The sequence below is a fragment of the Paraburkholderia sp. RL17-337-BIB-A genome (assembly GCF_046025895.1).
Classification (GTDB): Bacteria; Pseudomonadota; Gammaproteobacteria; order Burkholderiales; family Burkholderiaceae; genus Paraburkholderia; species Paraburkholderia fungorum_C.
The window spans coordinates 4,511,312-4,533,178 of the sequence record NZ_JARESY010000001.1 but is presented as its reverse complement, the minus strand read 5'-3'; the positions used below and the strand labels follow the sequence as shown (position 1 = coordinate 4,533,178).

The window sequence follows — 21,867 nt, the reverse complement described above, 5'->3', positions numbered from 1 at the left end:
GCCAGCAGTCGGCAGCGATTCAAATTGCCGACTCGTGGCTAACGAGCACACCCGCAGTCAGCAACAATTCGAACTCAGGCGCGACGTAGAAACGCTATTTAAGCGTCCGCCCGTTCCACTGGATGCGCTTCGAGCCAAGCGTTTTCATCGTCGGCGAACAGTCGCGAGCGCGTGAGAAAACGCAACCCGCTGGGCCGTTCCAAAGAAAACATCCCTCCATTACCCGGCACCACATCGATAATCAACTGCGTGTGCTGCCAGTACTCGAACTGCGATTCGCTCATGTAGAACGGCACGCCGGCAATCGTGCCGAGTTTCACATCGGACGAGCCGACCATGAACTCGCTCTGAGGGAACATCATCGGCGCACTGCCGTCGCAGCATCCGCCGGATTGGTGAAACAGCACAGCTCCGTGTTCGGCGCTTAGCTTATCGATCAAATCGACCGCAGCAGGCGTGGCGATCACGCGGGCTACTTGCTTCTCGTCAGCCATCACATGCCCTCGCTGAAAAAAGAGCGAGCCGCGCAATGCGGCCCGCTCGAACAGGTTCGTTAGGCTCAGAAGAAGCCGAGCGGCTTATCGCTATAGCTCACGAGCAGGTTCTTGGTCTGCTGATAGTGGTCGAGCATCATCTTGTGATTTTCGCGGCCAATGCCCGATTGCTTGTAGCCACCAAACGCAGCATGTGCCGGATACGCGTGATAGCAGTTGGTCCACACGCGGCCCGCCTGGATTTGCCGGCCGAAGCGATAGGCGCGCGTACCGTCGCGTGTCCAGACACCGGCGCCGAGACCGTAGAGCGTATCGTTGGCGATCTCGAGTGCTTCGTCTTCGTTCTTGAACGTCGTCACGGAAACAACCGGTCCGAAGATTTCTTCCTGGAAGATGCGCATCTTGTTGTGGCCGCGGAACACGGTCGGCTTCACGTAGTAGCCCTTGTTCAGTTCGCCTTCGAGCATGTTGCGCTCACCGCCGATGAGGCACTCGGCGCCTTCCTGCTTGCCGAGGTCCACATACGAGAGGATTTTTTCCAGCTGTTCCTGCGAGGCCTGCGCACCGATCATCGTCTTCGTATCGAGCGGATGGCCTTGCGTGATCGCAGCCACACGCTTCAACGCGCGCTCCATGAAGCGGTCGTAAATCTTCTCGTCGATCAGCACACGCGACGGACACGTGCACACTTCGCCCTGATTCAGCGCGAACATCGTGAAGCCTTCGAGCGCCTTGTCGAAGTAGCTGTCGTCTTCGTTCATCACGTCGGCGAAGAAAATGTTCGGGCTCTTGCCGCCGAGTTCGAGCGTCACGGGAATGATGTTCTGGCTCGCGTACTGCATGATCAAACGGCCCGTGGTCGTCTCGCCGGTGAAAGCGATCTTCGCGATGCGCTTGCTCGATGCGAGCGGTTTGCCCGCTTCGAGGCCGAAACCGTTCACCACGTTTAGCACGCCCGGCGGCAGCAAATCGTGGATCAGTTCGAGCAGCACGAGAATCGACGCAGGCGTTTGCTCGGCCGGCTTCAGCACGACGCAATTGCCGGCAGCCAATGCAGGCGCGAGCTTCCACACCGCCATCAGGATCGGGAAATTCCACGGAATGATCTGGCCGACCACGCCGAGTGGTTCGTGAAAGTGATAGGCGACGGTGTCGTGATCGATCTCGGAGAGCGAGCCTTCCTGCGCGCGTACGGCGCCGGCGAAATAGCGGAAATGATCGATGGCCAGCGGGATGTCGGCGGCCATTGTTTCGCGCAGCGGCTTGCCGTTGTCGATTGTTTCGGCTACGGCGATGCGTTGCAGATTCGCTTCCATCCGGTCGGCGATGCGGTTCAGGATATTCGCGCGATCGGTGGTCGACGTCTTGCCCCACGCTGCTTTCGCACGATGCGCGGCGTCGAGCGCGAGTTCGATATCGGCTTCGCGCGAGCGCGGGATCGACGTGAACGGCTCACCGGTGATCGGCGACACGTTGTCGAAATACTCGCCACCCACAGGCTTCACCCATTCGCCGCCGATAAAATTTCCATATTGCTTTTTGTACGGGAATTCGGTGGTCAGAAACTGCATTTCTGCGTGATTCATCTGTCTGCTCCTCACATGTTTTGAATGGGCTATATTCGGCGCGATATTTCGCTTGGCCGCGAAAGGCTACAGCCAGAACTGTGCCAATGCACCGCGCTGGTGAGCCATGCACGTGTAGCAGGCACGTCTGCAAAAGCAGGGCGCACCGCGGTGTTTAATCAGTCGAGAGATGAACGCAGCATTTTTGATCAGTGTGCGCAGTGCCGTTCAGGAATTGAACAAGACGTGTGCACTCGGCGTCGCAGTCCAACCAAAAAGGCAAGTGGCGGATCCGTTCGGCATGGGAATTGCCTTCCTTTGCACTTCAATACTTCATTCGCGGATCGGTATGACGATTGAATCCTGCAGCGACACCCAGACAGCACCGACGCCACCGACACATGCGCAACAGCCGAGCTTTTGCGTGCAGACCCGCGTCGCCTACGACGCCGACGAGCAGGCGCGCAACCTTCACGGATGGAATCAGACCTACGATCAATTGACCGCAGGCCGCTTCGTCGGCGGTTTGACGGAGTTGTGTCTCGATCATATGCAGGTGTTCGTCGAAACGACCAGCCACACGCTGCGGCAAACCTGCGAGGTGCAGGAGGACGCCTACTGGTTCGGCATTCCGACTTGCCCCGAGGGTTCCGGTCGTATCGACGCACAGGTGATCGCGGCCGATGCGCTCGCATTCCGTCCGGGTGGGATCGAATTCGAATTGCTGACTTCGGCGCGCTACGAGATTTTCGGCGTGGTGGTGAAGGGTGAAGTGCTGCGGCGGTATGCGGCCGAAGTGGAGCGAGTTGGTCTTGCCGACCATCTGCCGAACACGCAAGTCGTGTCGATCGGCACGGCTCGCAAGGCGCGTTTGTGCGCCTCGCTGCGCCAGCTTCTCGATGACGGCGCGGCGAGCGGCGAGCCTTTGTCCTCGTTCGCACGCAACAATTTGCAGGCGTCGGTGTTGGCGTCGCTATTCGATGTCGGCGCGTTGCCGGCCGACGGGCAAGTTGACATGCCCGCGCGTCCCCGGCGTCAGTCGATCGTGTCGGAGGCGCGCGAGTATGTGCTGGCTAACCGCGACCGCGCGATCAATGTGCCGGAGTTGTGCGAGCGCTTGCATGTGAGCCGTCGCACGTTGCAATACTGCTTTCAGGACGTGCTCGGTATGGCGCCCGCCACATATCTGCGCGCGATCCGGCTGAACGGCGCGCGACGCGATCTGTGCAATGCGTCGCGTGAGACGCGCTCGGTTCAGGACGTCGCGGCCGCGTGGGGCTTCTGGCATCTGAGCCAGTTTGCGACCGATTACCGGAAGTTGTTCGGCATGAGGCCTTCGGATACTTTAAAGGCCGCAGTCGGCACTCGCCAGGCGACGGGGAATCGTTCGTTCGCGCACTAGGATCACGCTGCGCGCTGCGGATAAATCGCACGCGGTTGGCAGCGCGATGCGACCATGCTTAGCAGGCAGCAGGCAGCAGGCAGCAGGCAGCAGGCAGCAGGCAGCAGGCAGCAGGCAGCAGGCAGCAGGCAACAGGCAACAGGCTCCGCGAATGCATGACATAACGCGGATCGGTGCACACTTATTTGCGCAACAGCCGCAAGCCATTCCCCACCACCAGCAGGCTCGCGCCCACATCCGCGAACACGGCCATCCACATCGTGCCCAGGCCCATCACCGTGAGCACAAGGAAGACGCTCTTGATGCCCAGCGCCAACGTGATGTTCTGCACCAACACCGAATGGGTCGCCTTCGACAGACGAATGAATAGCGGAATCTTGCGCAGATCGTCATCCATCAAGGCGACGTCGGCGGTTTCGATCGCGGTATCGGTGCCCATCGCGCCCATCGCGAAGCCGATGTCCGCGCGCGCCAAGGCGGGGGCGTCGTTGATGCCGTCGCCGACCATGCCGACGGTCGCGCCTTCCTGCGACCACTGCGCCACCGCGTTCAGCTTGTCTTCGGGCAACTGATTGCCGCGTGCTTCATCGATGCCGACTTGCTGCGCGATGGCGGCGGCCGTGTGCGGGTTGTCGCCGGTGAGCATGGCGGCACGCACACCGAGACGCTGCAATTCGGCGATGGCGGCGCGGCTCGTGTCCTTCACCGTATCGGCGACGGCGAACAGCGCGAGCACGCGTTCGGCATCCACCAGCATTACGACGGTTTTGCCTTGCCGTTCGAGCGCATCCAGCCGCGTTTCGAGCGACGCTGAACAGCGCCCGAGCTCCTCGACCAGCCGATGATTGCCCAGCCAATACGGCACGCCGTCGATTTCGCCGCGCACGCCGCGGCCTGCCAGGGCCTCGAACGCATCGACTGAGGCACTGGCAACGCCTGCGCTTTTCGCCGCAGCCGCAATCGCCATCGACACCGGATGATCCGAGCGACCCGCAAGGCTCGCCGCCAGTGTCCGGCAACGAACGACATTGACATCGACATCGACCTCGGCCAGCATCTCGAACTCGGTTTGCACTGGCTTGCCGTGCGTGATCGTGCCGGTCTTGTCGAGCGCGAGCCAGCTGAGCTCGCGACCCTGCTCGAGATAGGCGCCGCCTTTAATCAGGATGCCCTTGCGGGCGGCGGCAGCGAGGCCGCTGACGATCGTCACCGGCGTCGAGATCACCAGCGCGCAAGGACAGGCGATCACGAGCATCACCAGCGCCTTATAGACCCATTCGTGCCACTGTCCGCCGAACAGCAACGGCGGCAACACCGCGACGGCGAGTGCGGCAGCGAACACGATCGGCGTGTAGACGCGCGCGAACTGATCGACGAAGCGCTGAGTCGGCGCTTTGGTGCCTTGCGCTTCCTCGACCGCGTGAATGATGCGCGCGAGCGTCGTGTTGCTGGCTGCGGCCGTGACGCGATAGTCGAACGAACCGGCCTGGTTGATCGTGCCGGCGAACACCGCGTCGCCCACGGTCTTGTCGACCGGCAGGCTTTCGCCGGTGATCGGCGCCTGATCGACGCTCGAGCGGCCCGCGACGATTTCTCCGTCGAGCGCGATCCGCTCGCCCGGCTTCACGCGCACCACTGCGCCGAGCGCGATCGCCTTGAGATCCATGGGCCGCCAGCTGCCGTCGGTTTGCTGCACGCTGGCTTGTTCGGGCGTGAGTTGCATCAGCCCTTGAATGGCATTGCGGGCGCGGTCGAGCGACTTCGCTTCGATCAGTTCGGCGATCGTGAAGAGCACCATCACCATCGCGGCTTCGGGCCACTGCTGCAGGATCAGCGCGCCGGTCACCGCGATGCTCATCAGCGCGTTGATGTTCAGGTTGCCGTTGCGGATCGCGAGCCAGCCCTTCTTGTACGTCGTGAGGCCGCAGGAGGCGATCGCGAGAATCGCCAGACCCGCCGCCAGCCAGACCGGGGCGCCAAGCCAGCTGGCGGCCTCTGAGGCCGCCGCGGCGATGCCTGCGAGCGCCAGCGGCCACCACGGCTTGGGCGGCGCGCTGGGTGCGCGCGTGGACGTCGCGCCGCTGACGGCGTCCGCCAGCTCAGGCGTGAAGTCGAGCGAACGGATCGCGGCGAGGATTGAGTCGAGCGCGTCCGGTGCGTGCACGACGGTCAACACGCGCTGCATCAGGTTGAAGTCCATGCTGCGCACGTAGGGCATGCGGCTGAATTTTTTGCGGATCAGCGCTTCTTCAGTTGGGCAATCCATCTGCATGATGCGGATCGCGGTGCGCACGTCGCTGCCGACGACTTCGGATTGCGGGAGCTTGATCGGCCTGGGCGTGATGGGCGTCGTCGCGCAGCAGTCCGTGTCGGCGTGGCTGTGGCTGTGGCCGTGGGCGCAACTGTCGCCGCGAGCATGCGAATGTGCGCGAGCCGGTTCCTTGGCGTGCACCTGGTGGCCATGGTTGCAGCTTTCGCCGTGCTCATGAGCGTGTCCGTGGTCCCGTTCCTGAGCATGCGCTGCATGGCCGGGGCCCCCGGATTTGCTCTGGCCGTGGCACTCTGCGTCATCCTCCGCATGCTCATGAGTATGCCCTTCGTGCCCGTGGGCACAGGCTTTGGCCTGTTCCGGGCGGTCTGTTTCGGCGTGGTTCGCATGAGGCATGGGTGGCTTCCTGGTTCGATTTGTGGTCTAGTAAACACCTTGAAGCCACTACAAGGTCAAGGCCGCAATCCGGAGGGTCCATGAAAATCGGCGAACTGGCGAAAATCGCCCATTGCACGACCGAAACCATCCGTTTCTACGAAAAAGAGGGCCTGTTGCCCGAAGCGGAGCGCACCGAGGCCAATTACCGCAGCTATACGGCGAGGCACGTCGAACGCCTGCGCTTCATCCGCAACTGCCGTGCGCTGGATATGACCCACGACGAGATCCGTGAGTTGCTGCGTCTCACAGACGCACCGGCGGACGGCTGCGGCGGCATCAATGCCTTGATTGACGAGCACATTGCGCACGTCGACGCACGCATCGAAGAATTGAAGCAACTGAAAGTGCAACTGACCACGCTGCGCGAGCAATGCCATGGCGAACAGGCCGTTGAAGACTGCGGCATCGTCCAGGGCCTTACCGAAATGGACGTGAGCGCAACGCGCGCGCGCCATACGCATCTGGGCTGAGCGCTTCGCCGTACTGACGGCGGCAATGACGGCGGCACCGACGGTGGCAATGACCGCGGTAACGATCGCGGCACCGGTCGCGTCAATAACAGCATTCACGGCTGTGCCCTTCATCCGGCCAGCCCAATAAACAATCGAATCCAGTTGGAGAATCAACGTGTTTACCTGTAGAAACCAGCCCTGCGGCGAGCAGTGGGAATTGTCGGATGTCGTCATCAAGAATGAAGGGCAGGGGCTGCTGTTCCGTTGTCCGATGTGCGGTGCGCGCAATTACGTCGAACGTTTCGACGGGGAAGATGGCTCGGTGCTGTACGAGCAGATCGAAGGCCGTCCCGCCACCGGCCCCGTGGCCGAATAATAACTAGCCTTCAGCCTCTTCAGTCGATAGCGAGCCCCCTCCTATGAACAGTCCCATTCAAGCCGGCGCGCCGTTTAGCCAGTTACCGCTACCGCCCGCGACGCTCGCCAATCTGACGCAGCTCGGCTATGTCGAGATGACGCCGATTCAGGCCGCGAGCCTGCCGATCGCGCTGGCCGGCAACGATCTGATCGCCCAGGCGAAAACCGGCAGCGGCAAGACCGCGGCGTTTTCGCTGGCGCTGCTCAACCGCCTCGACGTGCGCAACTTCGCCGTGCAGGCGATGGTGCTATGCCCGACGCGCGAACTCGCCGATCAGGTCACGCAGGAAATCCGCCGTCTGGCGCGCGCCGAGGAAAACATCAAGGTGCTGACGCTGTGCGGCGGCACGCCCATGCGTCCGCAAACCGCGAGCCTCGAACACGGTGCGCACATCGTGGTCGGTACGCCGGGCCGGATCATGGACCACCTCGAGCGCGGCAGCCTGCCGTTGCAGTCGCTCAACACGCTGGTGCTCGACGAAGCTGACCGCATGCTCGACATGGGTTTCTTCGACGATATCGCCACCGTCGTGAAGCAATGCCCGAAAGAGCGCCAAACGCTGCTGTTCTCCGCTACGTACCCCGAAGGCATCGTCAAGCTGAGCCAACAATTCCTGCGTAATCCAAAGGAAGTGAAGCTCGCCGAGCGGCACGACAATACCAAGATTCGTCAGCGCTTCTATGAAGTGACCGAAGACCAGCGCCTGCATGCAGTCGGTCTGTTGCTGAACCACTATCGTCCGGTGAGCACACTGGCGTTCTGCAATACCAAACAGCAGTGCCGCGATCTGCTCGACGTGCTGCGCGCGCAGGGTTTTCATGCGCTCGCGCTGCACGGCGAACTCGATCAACGTGAGCGCGATCAGGTGCTGATTCAGTTCGCGAACCGCAGTTGTTCGGTGCTGGTCGCGACAGACGTCGCCTCGCGCGGTCTGGACATCGCGGAACTCGAAGCGGTGATCAACGTCGACGTGACGCCGGACCCGGAAGTGCACGTGCACCGTATCGGCCGCACGGGTCGCGCCGATCAGGAAGGCTGGGCGCTCAGTCTCGCCAGCATGAACGAGATGGGCCGCGTGGGCAGTCTCGAACAGGCGCAGAAGCGTGAAGTCGAGTGGCACAAACTGGCCGATCTCAAACCGGCGAGCAACGAGCGGCTGCTGCCGCCAATGGAAACGTTGCAGATTCTCGGCGGCCGCAAGGAAAAGATCCGTCCGGGCGACGTGCTCGGCGCGCTGACCGGCGAAGCAGGTTTCGCCGGTTCACAGATCGGCAAAATCAACGTGACCGAAATGTCGACCTATGTGGCCGTGGAGCGCAGCGTCGCGCGCGACGCATTGCGCAAGCTGAGCGCCGGCAAGGTGAAGGGCAAGAAGGTCAAAGTCCGCATGATGGACGACGCTTGATCGTCGACTAGTTTGCTTTTGCCGTGGCGTTTGCTCGAGAATGCGGCCGTGCGAGGACCATCGCATTGGCGCTGGATTCGCGGGGTAGACGGCAAACGGTTGACGAGAAAAAACGGCTGCGACCGCCTGGTCGCGGCCGAGTGGTCTGCATCATCGCTGCGCGCCAACGCGCCAACGCGCCAACGCGCCAACGCGCCAACGCGCCAACGCGCCAACGCGCCAACGCGCCAACGCGCCAACGCGCCATCACACCATCACACCATCACACCATCACACCAAATCGCACCTTCGCATCGCCGCCGCGCATCACATTACGTCATACCTCGGCTGTTTCACGCGTTCCCCGCGCGCCTGTATTTCTCCCGCTAAACCCCCGATTCCATTGCCTTAGCCTGCCCCAGCGCGGCGTTGCGCGAGCCATGACGTAAACGCATGCCGCGCATGACAAAGTTTCGTTTGTGACCGTTCTTTGGCTGATGCCTAATCATCGAACCGGATAGGACCGCCGCGCAAACGGCGATCCGCGAATCCGCTGCCGGATGGAGAAAGGGAGAAAGCCTTATGCAGAGCGCCATGCAAGCCCGCTCGAAACTGCCTGACGTAGGCACGACGATTTTTACCGTGATCGGCCAACTGGCCGCGCAACACGATGCGCTGAACCTGTCGCAAGGCGCGCCGAATTTCGCGCCGGACGCGAAACTGATCGACGGTGTCGCGCAAGCCATGCGCGCCGGTCATAACCAGTACGCGCCGATGGCCGGCATCGCTACGCTGCGCGAAGCGCTCGCCGACAAGGTCGAGACGCTATACGGCGTGCGCTACGATCCGTCGAGCGAAGTCACCGTGATCGCCAGCGCCAGCGAAGGTCTGTATTCGACGATCAGCGCCTTGGTGCATCCGGGCGATGAAGTGATTTATTTCGAGCCTTCATTCGATAGCTACGGCCCGATCGTTCGCCTGCAAGGCGCGACGCCGATCCCGATCAAACTGTCTTTGAGCGATTTCCGCGTGGACTGGGACCAGGTCGCCGCCGCGATCACGCCGAAGACGCGCATGATCATTATCAACACGCCGCACAATCCCACCGCGACCGTGTTCAGCGAGGCCGACATCGCGCGTCTGAAGGCAGTGACGCGCAACACCGACATCGTGATTCTTGCCGACGAAGTCTACGAACACGTGGTGTTCGACGGCGCTAAACATCAGAGCATGGCGTGTGACGCCGAACTCGCGGAGCGCAGCGTGATCGTGTCGTCGTTCGGCAAGTCGTATCACGTGACCGGCTGGCGCGTCGGCTATTGCCTCGCGCCCGCCGCGCTGATGGACGAGATTCGCAAAGTCCATCAGTTCATGGTGTTTTCTGCCGATACACCGATGCAGTACGCGTTCGTCGATGCGTTGGCCAATCGCGAGAGCTATCTCGGCCTGTCCGCGTTCTATCAGAAGAAGCGCGATCTGCTCACGCATGCACTGCGCGATTCGCGCTTTGAGTTGTTGCCGAGCGAAGGCAGCTTCTTCATGCTCGCGCGTTTCCGGGGTTTTTCCGAGGAAAGCGATAGCGATTTCGTGCTGCGCCTGATTCGCGATGCGCGGGTCGCAACGATCCCGCTGTCGGCGTTTTATACCGACGGCACGGATTCCGGCTTGATCCGCCTGAGCTTCTCGAAGGACGACGCGACCTTGGTCGAAGGCGCGCGGCGTTTGTGCGAAATCTGACGGGCCGGTTGTGCGAAGTTTTCGCGGCGAGCGCATGAAGAGCTGACCTGATCGCAGAAGGCCGCGATCAGCTTGGCGCAAGCGCGAACCGGCAGTATTTTTGACCGCAGTATGATCGTCGCGCCATGGCGTCGTTAAGCATCAGCGCGTTGCATGCCGCGTTACAACAATATCGAAGGAAAAGGGACACGTTATGAAATTGCTCAAGCCTCTCCTGGCGTTGGCCTGCGCATTCACGTCGATTGCCGCGTCGTCAGCCGCGTTCGCCGCCGATACGTCGACGCTGCGTTTCGGACTCGAGGCGCAGTATCCGCCGTTCGAATCGAAAGGGCCGAACGGTGAACTGCAAGGTCTCGACATCGACGTCGGCAATGCCGTGTGCGTCGCCGCGCATATGACGTGCAAATGGGTCGAAACCTCGTTCGACGGTTTGATTCCCGCGCTGCAGGGCCGCAAGTTCGACGCGATCAATTCGGCGATGAATGCCACCGAACAGCGCCGTCAGGCGATCGATTTCACAACCGTTGTGTATCGCGTGCCGTCGCAGTTGATCGCGAAGCGCGACAGCGGTTTGCTGCCGACGCCGGCATCGTTGAAGGGCAAACGCGTCGGCGTGTTGCAGGCGTCGATTCAGGAAACCTTCGCGAAGGCGCATTGGGAAGCGGCTGGCGTCACCATCGTGCCGTATCAGGATCAGAACCAGGTGTATACGGATCTCGTGGCGGGCCGACTTGATGCGACGCTCGTTCTCGCGCCCGCTGGACAGACGGGTTTTCTGTCGAAGCCTAACGGCAAGGACTACGCGTTCGTCGGTCAGCCGGTGCGCGACGACAAGATTCTCGGCAGCGGTATTGCTTACGGGATTCGCAAGGGCGACACCGCGCTGCGTGATCAGCTGAACGCGGCGATCGCGAAGGTCCAGGCTGATGGGACGGTGAAGACGCTGGCCGCGAAGTATCTCGGCAATATCGACGTGTCGGCGAAGTAACCTACTGACCGTGCGCGGCGATCCCATGTGCGCCGGCGCTCAGCGCGACGACGTCGACCGGGCCGGGGGAAATCGACGAGGCCAACGCAAGGGTGGCCATGGAAAGAAGACGGTCATCGGATGCTTCGATACGTGAGTTCGCAGGATTTGCGATGTTCAACGATATCGGGCAGAGGGGCGGGGTGTATTGAAGGAAATTGCTTTCCCGAGCGATGCAGTGATGCGGGAGCGGGGTCCAGTAGTCGGCGCTTACGCAGGAGCCGTGACGATCATGGCTCCTGCCGCCCGAAAGTGGACGTCCACGCTTACGTAATGAGACTTCAGTGAAGCGTCGCTGCAGCGCCGCAGCATTTCTTGAATTTCTTGCCACTGCCGCAAGGACACGGATCGTTGCGGCCGACTTTGGGTTCGGTGCGCTGGACCGTGGCGGCTAACGTGCGCTCGTAGACGGCCTGGCGGTGGGGAAGCCAGAAACGATAGATCGCGGCGACGCTGGCGGGAATCTGTTTGGTGAGGGCTTCGTCCAGTTGCGGCGTGCCGATCAATTCCTCGTCTTCCGGCGTGAGATCCAGTCCGCTCATCAGTCGAATCGGCTCTAGCCATTGCCGGCCCTGCTCGCTGTCGAACAGCGCTTGCCAGTCCTGTTCGACGAGCATGAGGCCTTGCATGAAGCCCATTGCCCAAGCTTCGCCGTCAATGTATTCGCTGCCGCTGTCGTCAATGCGGTGGACACCAAACACCGGCACGAACCCATCCGGGTCGTGCTCCAGATCGTCGATGATGCCGTTCATGTGCCGCAAGATCAGCCCGAGAATATGCTGTGCCTGACCCGCTGATTCGAACGCAGGCGTGTCATCCTCGCTGGGGCCCCACACACCTGGCAGCCAGTAACCGGGCGATACGGTAGTCGGCCCGATGGCCATCGCGGTCAGATATCCGTCCAGGCCCATGATCGTCAGCGTCTGCTCCGACGTCAGATCGGAAATCAGAAACTCATCGAGTTCGTCGAACTCTTCTTCGGAGAGAGGGGAGGCCAGATCGGCGGGCTTGAGTTTTGATTTGGACATGGCGAGGCTCCGGCGCTGCAAATCGTGGATCCCGATAGCCTATCGGGGGAATGCGGAGTCGGTTTGCTCACACGGCACCGGCGCCACAAAGCAAAAAGCCCAGTCACAAGGACCGGGCTTTTTGTTGAATCTTTGGTGGGGCGTGAGTGACTCGAACACTCGACCTACGGATTAAGAGTCCGCTGCTCTACCAACTGAGCTAACGCCCCCAACAGAAGCGAAATTATGCCGAAACTTTCCGAGATTGCCAAGCCCCTTTAGCAGATTTCCTAAAAAAATCTGAGAGGAGTAGTGGCGCGGCACCAGCGCTGCGAGCAGTCACGCGTCGGAAGGGCGCACGGTTCGCCGTCCCGGTATTATGTCGCGACAACTTGCCGCACGAAGCCTCGCGCGGCTTTCGACCGGGGACCGCCATGGATGACAAAGAGATTATCGCGTTGCTCGACCGCATCCTCGCGCCGTGGGTCCGTGCGCTTACGCTGACCCCGGTCAAGGTCGACGAAGAAAGTGCCACGCTGCGCCTGCCGTTTTCCGGCGGCCTGCGCCATGCAGGCGGCGTGATCTGCGGCCAGGTCTTCATGGCGGCCGCCGACACGGCCATGATCGTCGCCATCTCCGCTGCGCTCGGCGGGTTCAAACCCATGAGCACGGTGTCGCTCAACATCAGTTTCATGCGCGCGGTTCGCAAGGGCGATGTGTTGATCACCGCGCGCGTGCTGCGCATGGGCCGCAATCTCGTGTTCGGCGAAGTCGAATTATTCGACGAAGCGGGCAACATGGCCGTCCACGCCACCACTACGTACGCGCTGCTCGACTGAAACCCGAAATCTGAAAAAGACGGGCTCGCACGTCGCATTAGAGGGGAAAAGCCAAGATGTTCGATCAGGTCGTTTTCGCCGGCGGCGGCAATCGCTGCTGGTGGCAGGCGGGATTCTGGGACGTGGTGCAGCCGGAGTTGGCTATCCGTCCGCGCGTCATCACCGGCATTTCGGCCGGTGCCGCCACCGCGTGCATGTTGTACACGCGCGATTCCGACTGGGTCATGCGCTATTACGAAGACGCGCTGCGCCACAACACGCGCAACGCGTACTGGGGCAATTTGCTGCGCGGCGAATCGGTGTTTCCGCATTACCGGATCTACCGCCAGGCGCTGCTCGACATCTACGGCGCCAAGTTCGCTACCTTGGCGCAAGCGCCCGAGATCCGCATCGGCGTGTCGCATCTGCCGCGTTGGCTCGGCGCGCGTAGCGCGGTGGCCGCGGGCCTGATTGCGTACAACATCGAGAAATACGTGCGTAAGACGCTGCATCCGACGCTCGGTCAGACGCTCGGCTTTCATCCGGAATTCGTGCGCGCGCAGGATTGCGCGACGGTCGAAGACCTCGCGGATCTGATTCTGCAGTCGTCGAGTACGCCGCCCTTCACGCCGGTTCTGCGGCGCAACGGCCGGCCGGTTCTGGACGGCGGGATGGTCGACAACGTGCCGGTCGGTGCGCTCGATGCCGACGCACCGGGCAATGTGCTGGTGATGGTGACACGTCTTTATCCGCGGCCGCAGATGTTCGTCGTGCCGCATGGTGTGCAGCAACGGCTCTACGTGCAACCGTCGCGCAAGGTGCCGATTTCGAGTTGGGATTACACGAGTCCATCGCAGATGGTGCACGCGTACAACCTCGGCCGCGCCGACGGCGAAGTCTTTCTGGAGCGCGTGCCCGATCTGCTGGAAGCCGGCGCGCGCGAAACGCGCTGAGGCGAGGCGGGCGAGAGCCGCGGTGGCGGCCACCGGCGCGGCTTCGCTAGACAACGCACTGCGGCGCGGACGGATAAACCGCTCGCGTCGAACAGCGCGGCCTACCGCTTGCTACCGACGCCGCCCGCCCTGCAACGCTTCCGGATTCGCCACGCTGGCCGTATCGCCGGCGTCGAAAGCCAGAATGTTCTGGAATGCCGCAGTGAAATACAACTCGTAGCTCTCGCGCTCCACATAGCCAATGTGCGGCGTGCAGATCACATTCTCCATGCGCAGCAGGCTGTAGCCCTGCAGAATCGGCTCGCTCTCGTAGACATCGATCGCGACCATTCCGGGACGGTTGTGCGACAGCGCAGTCGCCAGCGCGTTTTCTTCGAGCAATTCAGCCCGGCTGGTGTTGACGAGCAGCGCGGTCGGCTTCATCCGCATCAGGTCTTCCTGCGTGACGATGCCGCGCGTGTCGTCATGCAGACGCAGGTGCAACGACAGCACATCGCTCTGCTCGAACAGCGCCTCACGGCTTTCGGCCACGCTATATCCGTCCGCGCGCGCCGCTTCGCGCGAATGCTCGCGGCCCCAGATCAGCACGTTCATGCCAAAGGCCTTGCCGTATCCGGCAAGCAGCCGGCCGATCTTGCCGTAACCCCAAATCCCCAGCGTCTGACCGCGCAATACCTGGCCCAAGCCGAAGTTCGGCGGCAACGCCGACGTCTTCAAACCGGACTGCTGCCAGGCTCCTTGCTTAAGGTTTGCTACGTATTGCGGAATCCGCCGCTGAGCCGCCATGATGAGAGCCCACGTCAGTTCGGCCGGTGCGATCGGCGAGCCGCTGCCTTCCAGCACGGCGATGCCGCGCTCAGTACAGGCCGCCAGATCGATATGGCTCGAAACCTTGCCCGTCTGACTGATCATGCGCAGACGTGGCAACTTGTCGAGCAGTTGCGAGCTGATGCGGGTGCGTTCGCGAATCAGGACGAGTGCGTCGACTTCGGAAAGACGGCTTGCCAGTTGGCCGAGACCGCGAACGGTGTTGTTGAAAACCTTGACCTCATGGTCGGCCAGCAGTTGAAAGCAGTCGAGCTTGCGGACGGCGTCCTGGTAATCGTCGAGGATGGCAATCTTCATGGTATGTGTCTTGCGACGCACCAAAGCGGTGCGGAACGGAGTGTTATGCTGACTGTCCCACCATGTGACCCAGGTCACATGCCGGTCTGGCTGAATGCCTTACTGTAGAAGCTGCCGCTTAGAACGGCAGCGCCACGGCAAGGAAGATTGACATCGTTTTTAACAGTTTGTTGCGTGTTGAGGCAAGCCGCTTTACAGACGGTTGCAGACAGCCCTCGGCAAATACCTCCGCGCAACGTGCTGTGTAGCCCATGATGACCTGCACATTTTGCGCGTCGGCTTGCAGGAACGTCGACGTGATGAATTGAACGCTTCTCGCATGCAGCGTCCTTGGGCTTGTACCGTTTTTCTATTGCTTTCAAAACGGAGACAGGTCGATGAATCATCCCTCATTCGAAGGAAAGCCCACCATTGAGGCGTCCACAGGGGCGCCCGCGTGGGTCAAACACCAAAAACTGATCGACTGGGTCCAGCGCGTTGCCGCCATGACCAAGCCTGATCGAATCGTCTGGTGCGACGGTTCACAGGAAGAGTACGACCGCCTATGCGCCCAGATGGTCGAAGCCGGCACCCTCAAGAAGCTCGATCCCGCCAAACGTCCCAATTCCTATCTGGCATGGTCCGATCCGTCGGACGTGGCGCGTGTCGAAGACCGCACCTATATCTGCTCGCAGCGTCGTGAAGACGCCGGGCCCACCAACAACTGGATCGAACCGGCTGAGATGCGCTCGACGCTCGACGGTCTGTTCGACGGCGCCATGCGCGGCCGCACCCTGTACGTGGTGCCGTTTTCGATGGGGCCGCTGGGTTCGCCGATTGCGCATATCGGTGTCGAGTTGAGCGACAGCCCGTACGTGGTGACCAACATGCGCATCATGACGCGCATGGGCCGCAAGGTGTACGAGGTGCTGGGCGAAGACGGCGAGTTCGTGCCGTGCGTGCATTCGGTCGGCGCGCCGCTCGCGGCCGGCGCGAAAGACGTACCGTGGCCATGCAACGAGACCAAATACATCGTCCATTTTCCCGAATCGCGCGAGATCTGGAGCTACGGCTCGGGCTACGGCGGCAATGCGCTGCTTGGCAAGAAGTGCTTCGCGCTGCGCATCGCCTCGACGATGGGCCGCGACGAAGGCTGGCTCGCCGAACACATGCTGATTCTCGGCGTGACGTCGCCGGAAGGGCGCAAGCATCACGTCGCGGCGGCGTTTCCGTCGGCGTGCGGCAAGACCAACTTCGCGATGCTGATTCCACCGGAAGGCCTGAACGGCTGGAAAATCTCCACGATCGGCGACGATATTGCGTGGATCAAGCCGGGCAAGGACGGCCGTCTGTACGCGATCAACCCGGAGGCGGGCTACTTCGGCGTCGCGCCGGGCACGAGCGAAAAGACCAACTTCAACGCCATGGCCACGTTGAAGGAAAACGTGATCTTCACGAACGTAGCACTGACGGACGACGGCGACGTCTGGTGGGAGGGCATGACCGATGAGCCGCCGGCTCACCTGATCGACTGGCAAGGCAAGGACTGGACGCCGGCGAGCGCGAAGGAGAGTGGCCGCAAAGCCGCGCACCCGAACGCGCGCTTCACGGCGCCGGCCTCGCAATGCCCGTCGATCGATGCCGACTGGGAGAATCCGGCGGGCGTCGCGATCGACGCGTTCATTTTCGGCGGCCGCCGTTCAACCACCGTGCCGCTCGTCACCGAAGCACGCAACTGGGTCGAAGGCGTCTACATGGCCGCGACCATGGGCTCGGAAACGACCGCGGCGGCGGCGGGACAGCAGGGCGTGGTGCGCCGCGATCCGTTCGCCATGCTGCCGTTCTGTGGCTACAACATGAGCGACTACTTCGGGCACTGGCTGAAAACCGGCGAGCGCCTCGAGCAACTGAACGCGAAGCTGCCAAAAATCTTCTGCGTCAACTGGTTCCGCAAGGGCGCGGACGGCAAGTTCGTCTGGCCGGGCTTCGGCGAAAACATGCGTGTCCTGCGCTGGATGGTCGGGCGCATTGAAGGCAACGCGCAAGGTGAAGAACACGCGTTCGGCGTATCGCCGCATTACGAAGACATCGACTGGAGCGGCCTGAATTTCAGCCGCGAGCAATTCAGCCAGGTGATTTCTGTGGATGATGCAGCCTGGCGCGCCGAACTTGCACTTCATACCGAGCTGTTTGACACATTGCAGCAAGGTCTGCCGCCGGCGTTGGCGCAGACCAAACTCACGCTCGAAGGAAAGCTTGCCGCCTGATCAGGTGAGTATTCACTTCGCATGGGAGCCGCCTTCGGGCGGTTTTTCTTTGCCGGTCTGGCCCCGGATTATGGCTTTTTCCGATCTCGCGATGTCGGGCGCGACCTTTGCGCCTGTTCGAACAAAAAAGACGATGCAAGCTGCAGTGCAGCAGATTGTTTCTCCTGGCAGAACAATCGCGGGCCACGCCCCCACACTGGAGAACAGAGTTGGACAAATATCGACAATATTTCCGCTTTGGCGGGCAACTTCTGCACGATTTCGCGAGTCGTAGGAGAATTCCAAGTTCGCTTCACTGGTTTTCACTAATTGTCAGGAAGCTGTAACACGGCAGGAGTTGTCCTATGGATCATTTGCAGTCGATGCGAGTTTTCGTCAGAGTGGCGGATCTCGGCAGTTTTGCCCGCGCTGCGAGCGCGATGGATATTTCCAACGCAGTTGCCACCCGCCACGTTGCCGATCTGGAAGGCCGTCTTGGTACACGGCTGCTCAATCGCACAACCCGCAGCTTGTCTCTGACCGAATCCGGCCAGGTTTATCTCGAGCGCGCGCGCCAGATTCTCGACGAACTGGAAGACGTCGAGCAGATGGTGGTCGCGCGCAATCACGAACCCGTCGGCACGTTGCGAATAGTCGCACCGGTCGTGTTCGGGTTGCATAACCTCGCGCCCGTCCTGCAGACGTACGCGGAGCGCTATCCGAAAGTCATCCCCGATGTCACGCTTGTCGACCGCCAGGTCGATCTGGTCGAAGAAGGTTTCGACGTGGGCGTAGTGGTCACGCGGCAGATGCGCAGCGCGAGCATTGTCACGCGGCGTTTGACCACGGGTTGCATGACGGTGTGCGCGACGCCCGCGTATCTGGAAAAGCACGGCATGCCCACGCGTCCCGAGCATCTGCTCGAGCATCCTTGCCTAAGCTTGCCGTCTGAGTATTGGGGCGACGAGCGCGTATTCACGGGTTCGGAAGGTGAGGTGCGCGTGCGTCCGTCCAACGTCATCGTGGCGAACAATACGGAAATGCTGCGGCAGTTCGCATTGCTCGGCATGGGCATCGCGATTCTGCCGAGCTATCTGATCGGCCGTGACATGACGCGCGGCAGGCTCGTGCGTCTGCTCGGCGATTTCCGCTTGCCGCAGGTCGAGATCAACATCGCGTATCCGAGCCGCCGTCACTTGCCGGCAAAGGTGCGGACGTTCATCGACCATCTGGTCGAGCATTTCAGCCAGACGCCGAATAGCCTGCTCGGCGAGCAGTGGATCAAGGACGGCCTTGAACGGCCCGCCACGTCCTCCGCACTTGATGCAGCGGATCACATGCCGCCGGAAGCCTTCGACGGCGCTGAGCCGCTGTCACGGCTGCTGGATAGCGAGTTGTCGCCAGTGCCGAAGACGTTGGCAAAGACGACGAATCGTCCACGGCCTACCGCCCTGTCGCCGCTGTAACTCTTCAAGCGATACACGGGAAGCACCAGGAGCGCTTGAAGTAAGCGCAGTCTGGTCGACAAATAAAAAAGGCGCAGTCACGTAAGTGAATGCGCCTTTTTTCATGCAAGGCCCGAAAAGGCCCGAAGCGGGCCGGAAAGCTGACTGCCCTTCCGGCCACCTGCCCGAATTACGAACCGGTCTTGCGCGCGGCCGTCTTCTTAGCCGGGGCTTTCTTGGCCGCTGCTGTCTTTGTAGCCGCGGCCTTGGTCGCGGGTGCTTTTTTCGCTGCTACTTTTTTGGCGGCTGGCACTGCCTTCACGGCAACGGCTGTATCTTCGTCATCCGACTCCGGCGCTGCCTTGGCTGCCGTCTTAGCCGCCGCAGTCTTCGCAGCCGTCTTGGCCGACGGCTCTTTCTTCTCGAATTCGAAGCCGATCTTGCCGTCGTTCTGCTTGACGAGGAATGCCTTGAAGTTGCGGCCGGTGCGCGACGACTTGAAGTTCGTCAGCAGGTCGGTGCGCCCTTCTTCGAGCAGTTTCGCCATCTGCTCACGCGCGATTTCCTGCTGCAGAATCACCTTGCCCGAGCGGAAGTCGCAAGTCTTCGGATTCGCAACCGAGTTCTCGCAGACGTAGCTCATGCCGTGCTCGAATACGCGACCTTTGCACTTCGGGCACGCGCCCACCGGCTGTTGATCGGAGAAATCAGGCGGTTCGCCGTCTTCACCGCCCGAATCCTGACCGAAGTCGAACTCGAGCTTGTAGTTCTTGATCTCGTTGTCGAGCGAGAGCTTCAGGATCGCCGAGAACGGGCGGCCCATCTTGCTGCGGAAACCCGATAGCGGTCCGATCGTTTTGTTCTGCAGCAGATCTTCGACTTCCGGAATTTCGAACTGACGGCCGCCCGGAATCTTCGAAATCGAGAACTCGCACTTCGAGCACGCGAAGCGCCGGTAGTTTTCCTTCACCTGACCGCCGCAATTCGGACACGGCGTCTGCAACGTCGCGTAATCGCCCGGGATCGTGTCGGAATCGTATTCCTTCGCGCGCTTGACGATGGTCTGCGTCATGCGGGCGATTTCCTGCATGAACGCGTCACGCGGCAGGTTGCCACGCTCCATCTGCGAAAGCTTGTATTCCCACTCGCCGGTCAATTCCGGTGCGGTCAACTCCTTCACGCCGAGGCCGCGCAGCAGCGTCATTAGCTGGAATGCCTTGGCGGTTGGAATCAGATCGCGGCCTTCGCGGATCAGATACTTTTCGCCGAGCAGCCCTTCGATGATGGCGGCGCGCGTGGCCGGCGTGCCAAGACCCTTGGCTGCCATCGCTTCGCGCAATTCGTCGTCTTCGACCAGCTTGCCCGCGCCTTCCATGGCCGACAGCAGCGTTGCTTCGTTGTAGCGTGCGGGCGGTTTCGTCACCAGTTGCTGGGCGGCGATCTTGTCGGTCTTGACCTTCTCGTCCTTCTGCACCGGCACGAGGTTGGCGTCTTCACCGCTGATTTCGCGGCCATAGACCTGCAGCCAGCCCGGTTCGACCAGCACCTTGCCTTCGGTCTTGAAGTGATGGCCGACCACTTCCGTGATCCGCGTGGTCAGTTTGTATTCGGCCGCCGGGAAGAACACGGACAGGAAGCGCTTGACGACCAGGTCGTACAGCTTCTGTTCCGGCTCGGACAGATTCTTCGGCGCTTGCGCTGTCGGGATGATTGCGAAGTGGTCGCTGATCTTCGAGTTGTCGAAGATGCGCTTGTTCGGCTTCACCCAGCCCTTGTCGAGCACCTGCTTGGCATACGGGAGATAGTTGTTGCTCTCCTTGAGCATGCCCAGCGTCTCTTTGACCGTATCCATATAGTCTTCCGGCAACGCGCGCGCGTCGGTCCGGGGATAGGTCAGCACCTTGTGCTTTTCGTACAGCGCCTGAGCGAGGCCGAGCGTGTTCTTGGCCGAGAAGCCGAAGCGGCCGTTGGCTTCACGCTGCAAGCTGGTCAGATCGAACAGCGCCGGCGACAGTTGCGTGGACGGCTTCGATTCTTCCGTTACCGTGCCGATCTGGCCACGGCAAGCCGCGACGATCGTCTCAGCCGCGGGCAGCGCCCATAGACGCGAGTCACGCTTTTCCGGATCGAACTCGTCGCGCTTGAATTTCGGATCGAACCAGCGGCCTTCGTAAAAACCGGCCGAACAGACGAACTCCGCCTTCACTTCCCAGTAATCACGCGGCACGAAGCGGCGGATCTTTTCTTCGCGTTCGACGACGATCGACAGCGTCGGCGTTTGCACCCGCCCGACCGTGGTCAGGAAGAAGCCGCCGCCCTTGCTGTTGAACGCGGTCATGGCCCGCGTGCCGTTGATGCCGACCAGCCAGTCCGCTTCCGAGCGGCAGCGCGCCGCATCGGCGAGCGGCTGCATTTCCTCGTCGCTACGCAAACGGGCAAAGCCGTCGCGGATCGAACCGGCTGTCATGGATTGCAGCCACAGGCGCTGCACCGGTTGCTTCGCTTTCGCGTGCTGCGCGATCAGGCGGAAAATCAGCTCGCCCTCGCGCCCCGCGTCACATGCGTTGATCAGCCGGTCGACATCTTTGCGCTTGAGCAGCTTGGTCAGCACCTTCAGGCGCGACTCGCTCTTTGCAATCGGATTGAGGTCGAAATGCGGGGGGATGACGGGCAGATTGGCGAAACTCCACTTGCCGCGCTTGACTTCATAGTCTTCGGGCGCAGCGATTTCCAGCAGATGGCCGACTGCCGAGGAAAGGACGTAGTCGTCGCTTTCGTAGTATTCGTCATGCTTGGTAAAGCCGCCCAAAGCCTTCGCGATGTCGTTCGCGACGGAAGGCTTTTCGGCGATGATCAGTGCTTTGGACATGACTCGATGTGAGGTTGGTAGATCCGGGTTGATGGCCTTGAGTGCGCTTAAATTAGCGCGACCCTCGTTTGCGACCTTTGCGACCCAATAACGACCGCTTTATAGCACACGGCGCAACAGCGGCGTGTCAAGTGCCATAAAAAGCGCGCCATGATAATTGCGCGCTCAGTAACTGAGCAAGCTGTTGCAAACGCGCCGTGTTCCGCTTGCAACGCCCGTGCCGCAAGGTTCAGCGGCCG

Annotated in this window: 17 protein-coding genes, 1 tRNA gene and 1 pseudogene; 10 read left to right on the top strand and 9 right to left on the bottom strand. The window is 61.4% G+C overall.

All coding sequences use genetic code 11. From position 1 onward, the window contains the following. Nucleotides 1-98 precede the first annotated feature (98 nt). Entirely contained in the window at nucleotides 99-494 is a 396-nt protein-coding gene (locus P0D84_RS20240) for a DUF779 domain-containing protein (RefSeq protein ID WP_408339287.1), read from the bottom strand. A 65-nt stretch (nucleotides 495-559) separates the two neighbouring features. Beyond that, nucleotides 560-2,080: an aldehyde dehydrogenase gene (adh, locus tag P0D84_RS20235; protein WP_408339285.1), complete on the bottom strand. Its 1,521-nt coding sequence runs from the start codon at nucleotides 2,078-2,080 to the stop codon at nucleotides 560-562. 328 nt (nucleotides 2,081-2,408) lie between these two features. On the opposite strand from adh, the gene P0D84_RS20230 reads away from it, so the two are divergent. Next, nucleotides 2,409-3,461, top strand: a complete 1,053-nt coding sequence (locus P0D84_RS20230; protein WP_408339283.1) for a helix-turn-helix domain-containing protein — start codon at nucleotides 2,409-2,411, stop codon at nucleotides 3,459-3,461. Between the two features lie 181 nt (nucleotides 3,462-3,642). On the opposite strand, the gene P0D84_RS20225 is transcribed toward P0D84_RS20230, so the two are convergent. After that, nucleotides 3,643-6,126: a heavy metal translocating P-type ATPase gene (locus P0D84_RS20225; protein ID WP_408339281.1), complete on the bottom strand. Its 2,484-nt coding sequence runs from the start codon at nucleotides 6,124-6,126 to the stop codon at nucleotides 3,643-3,645. Between the two features lie 80 nt (nucleotides 6,127-6,206). Here P0D84_RS20225 and cadR point away from each other — a divergent pair, with 80 nt between their 5' ends. The 5 genes from cadR to P0D84_RS20200 all read left to right on the top strand — a co-directional run bounded on the left by cadR (nucleotide 6,207) and on the right by P0D84_RS20200 (nucleotide 11,147). Then, complete coding sequence (gene cadR, locus P0D84_RS20220; RefSeq protein WP_408339279.1) at nucleotides 6,207-6,638, top strand: Cd(II)/Pb(II)-responsive transcriptional regulator; 432 nt, start codon at nucleotides 6,207-6,209, stop codon at nucleotides 6,636-6,638. A gap of 157 nt (nucleotides 6,639-6,795) precedes the next feature. Further along, on the top strand, nucleotides 6,796-6,996 hold the full coding sequence (locus P0D84_RS20215) for a hypothetical protein (RefSeq protein WP_179735412.1): 201 nt from the start codon (nucleotides 6,796-6,798) through the stop codon (nucleotides 6,994-6,996). A 43-nt stretch (nucleotides 6,997-7,039) separates the two neighbouring features. Then, nucleotides 7,040-8,443 carry an ATP-dependent RNA helicase DbpA gene (gene dbpA / locus P0D84_RS20210; RefSeq protein WP_408339276.1) on the top strand — a complete coding sequence of 468 codons (1,404 nt, stop codon included), beginning with the start codon at nucleotides 7,040-7,042 and terminating at the stop codon, nucleotides 8,441-8,443. Nucleotides 8,444-9,004: 561 nt separating this feature from the next. Continuing rightward, nucleotides 9,005-10,159, top strand: coding sequence for a pyridoxal phosphate-dependent aminotransferase (locus P0D84_RS20205; RefSeq protein WP_408339274.1), 1,155 nt, complete (start codon nucleotides 9,005-9,007; stop codon nucleotides 10,157-10,159). A gap of 193 nt (nucleotides 10,160-10,352) precedes the next feature. Then, nucleotides 10,353-11,147: an ABC transporter substrate-binding protein gene (locus P0D84_RS20200; protein ID WP_408339272.1), complete on the top strand. Its 795-nt coding sequence runs from the start codon at nucleotides 10,353-10,355 to the stop codon at nucleotides 11,145-11,147. Between the two features lie 13 nt (nucleotides 11,148-11,160). Here the strand turns inward: P0D84_RS20200 and P0D84_RS20195 are convergent. The 3 genes and pseudogenes from P0D84_RS20195 to P0D84_RS20185 form a co-directional block, all read right to left on the bottom strand. Next, nucleotides 11,161-11,247: pseudogene (locus P0D84_RS20195) on the bottom strand (LysE family translocator); the annotation flags it as partial. A 220-nt stretch (nucleotides 11,248-11,467) separates the two neighbouring features. After that, entirely contained in the window at nucleotides 11,468-12,214 is a 747-nt protein-coding gene (locus P0D84_RS20190; RefSeq protein WP_408339270.1) for a UPF0149 family protein, read from the bottom strand. Nucleotides 12,215-12,347: 133 nt separating this feature from the next. Continuing rightward, nucleotides 12,348-12,423, bottom strand: a tRNA-Lys gene (locus P0D84_RS20185). 204 nt (nucleotides 12,424-12,627) lie between these two features. Here P0D84_RS20185 and P0D84_RS20180 point away from each other — a divergent pair. Continuing rightward, on the top strand, nucleotides 12,628-13,032 hold the full coding sequence (locus P0D84_RS20180) for a PaaI family thioesterase (RefSeq protein WP_408339268.1): 405 nt from the start codon (nucleotides 12,628-12,630) through the stop codon (nucleotides 13,030-13,032). Nucleotides 13,033-13,088: 56 nt separating this feature from the next. Beyond that, nucleotides 13,089-13,964, top strand: a complete 876-nt coding sequence (locus P0D84_RS20175; protein ID WP_408339266.1) for a patatin-like phospholipase family protein — start codon at nucleotides 13,089-13,091, stop codon at nucleotides 13,962-13,964. Between the two features lie 111 nt (nucleotides 13,965-14,075). Here P0D84_RS20175 and P0D84_RS20170 read toward each other — a convergent pair whose 3' ends face one another. Next, on the bottom strand, nucleotides 14,076-15,089 hold the full coding sequence (locus P0D84_RS20170) for a D-2-hydroxyacid dehydrogenase family protein (protein ID WP_408339264.1): 1,014 nt from the start codon (nucleotides 15,087-15,089) through the stop codon (nucleotides 14,076-14,078). A gap of 377 nt (nucleotides 15,090-15,466) precedes the next feature. Here P0D84_RS20170 and P0D84_RS20165 point away from each other — a divergent pair, with 377 nt between their 5' ends. Then, nucleotides 15,467-17,335, top strand: coding sequence for a phosphoenolpyruvate carboxykinase (GTP) (locus P0D84_RS20165; RefSeq protein ID WP_408339262.1), 1,869 nt, complete (start codon nucleotides 15,467-15,469; stop codon nucleotides 17,333-17,335). A 12-nt stretch (nucleotides 17,336-17,347) separates the two neighbouring features. Here P0D84_RS20165 and P0D84_RS20160 read toward each other — a convergent pair whose 3' ends face one another. Then, nucleotides 17,348-17,641 carry a hypothetical protein gene (locus P0D84_RS20160; protein WP_408339260.1) on the bottom strand — a complete coding sequence of 98 codons (294 nt, stop codon included), beginning with the start codon at nucleotides 17,639-17,641 and terminating at the stop codon, nucleotides 17,348-17,350. A gap of 38 nt (nucleotides 17,642-17,679) precedes the next feature. On the opposite strand from P0D84_RS20160, the gene gvmR reads away from it, so the two are divergent. Then, a complete protein-coding gene (gene gvmR, locus P0D84_RS20155) occupies nucleotides 17,680-18,780 on the top strand; it encodes a transcriptional regulator GvmR (RefSeq protein ID WP_408339258.1) in 1,101 nt (366 codons plus the stop codon). Nucleotides 18,781-18,949: 169 nt separating this feature from the next. On the opposite strand, the gene P0D84_RS20150 is transcribed toward gvmR, so the two are convergent. After that, complete coding sequence (locus P0D84_RS20150) at nucleotides 18,950-21,628, bottom strand: DNA topoisomerase III (protein WP_408339256.1); 2,679 nt, start codon at nucleotides 21,626-21,628, stop codon at nucleotides 18,950-18,952. Nucleotides 21,629-21,867 lie beyond the last annotated feature (239 nt).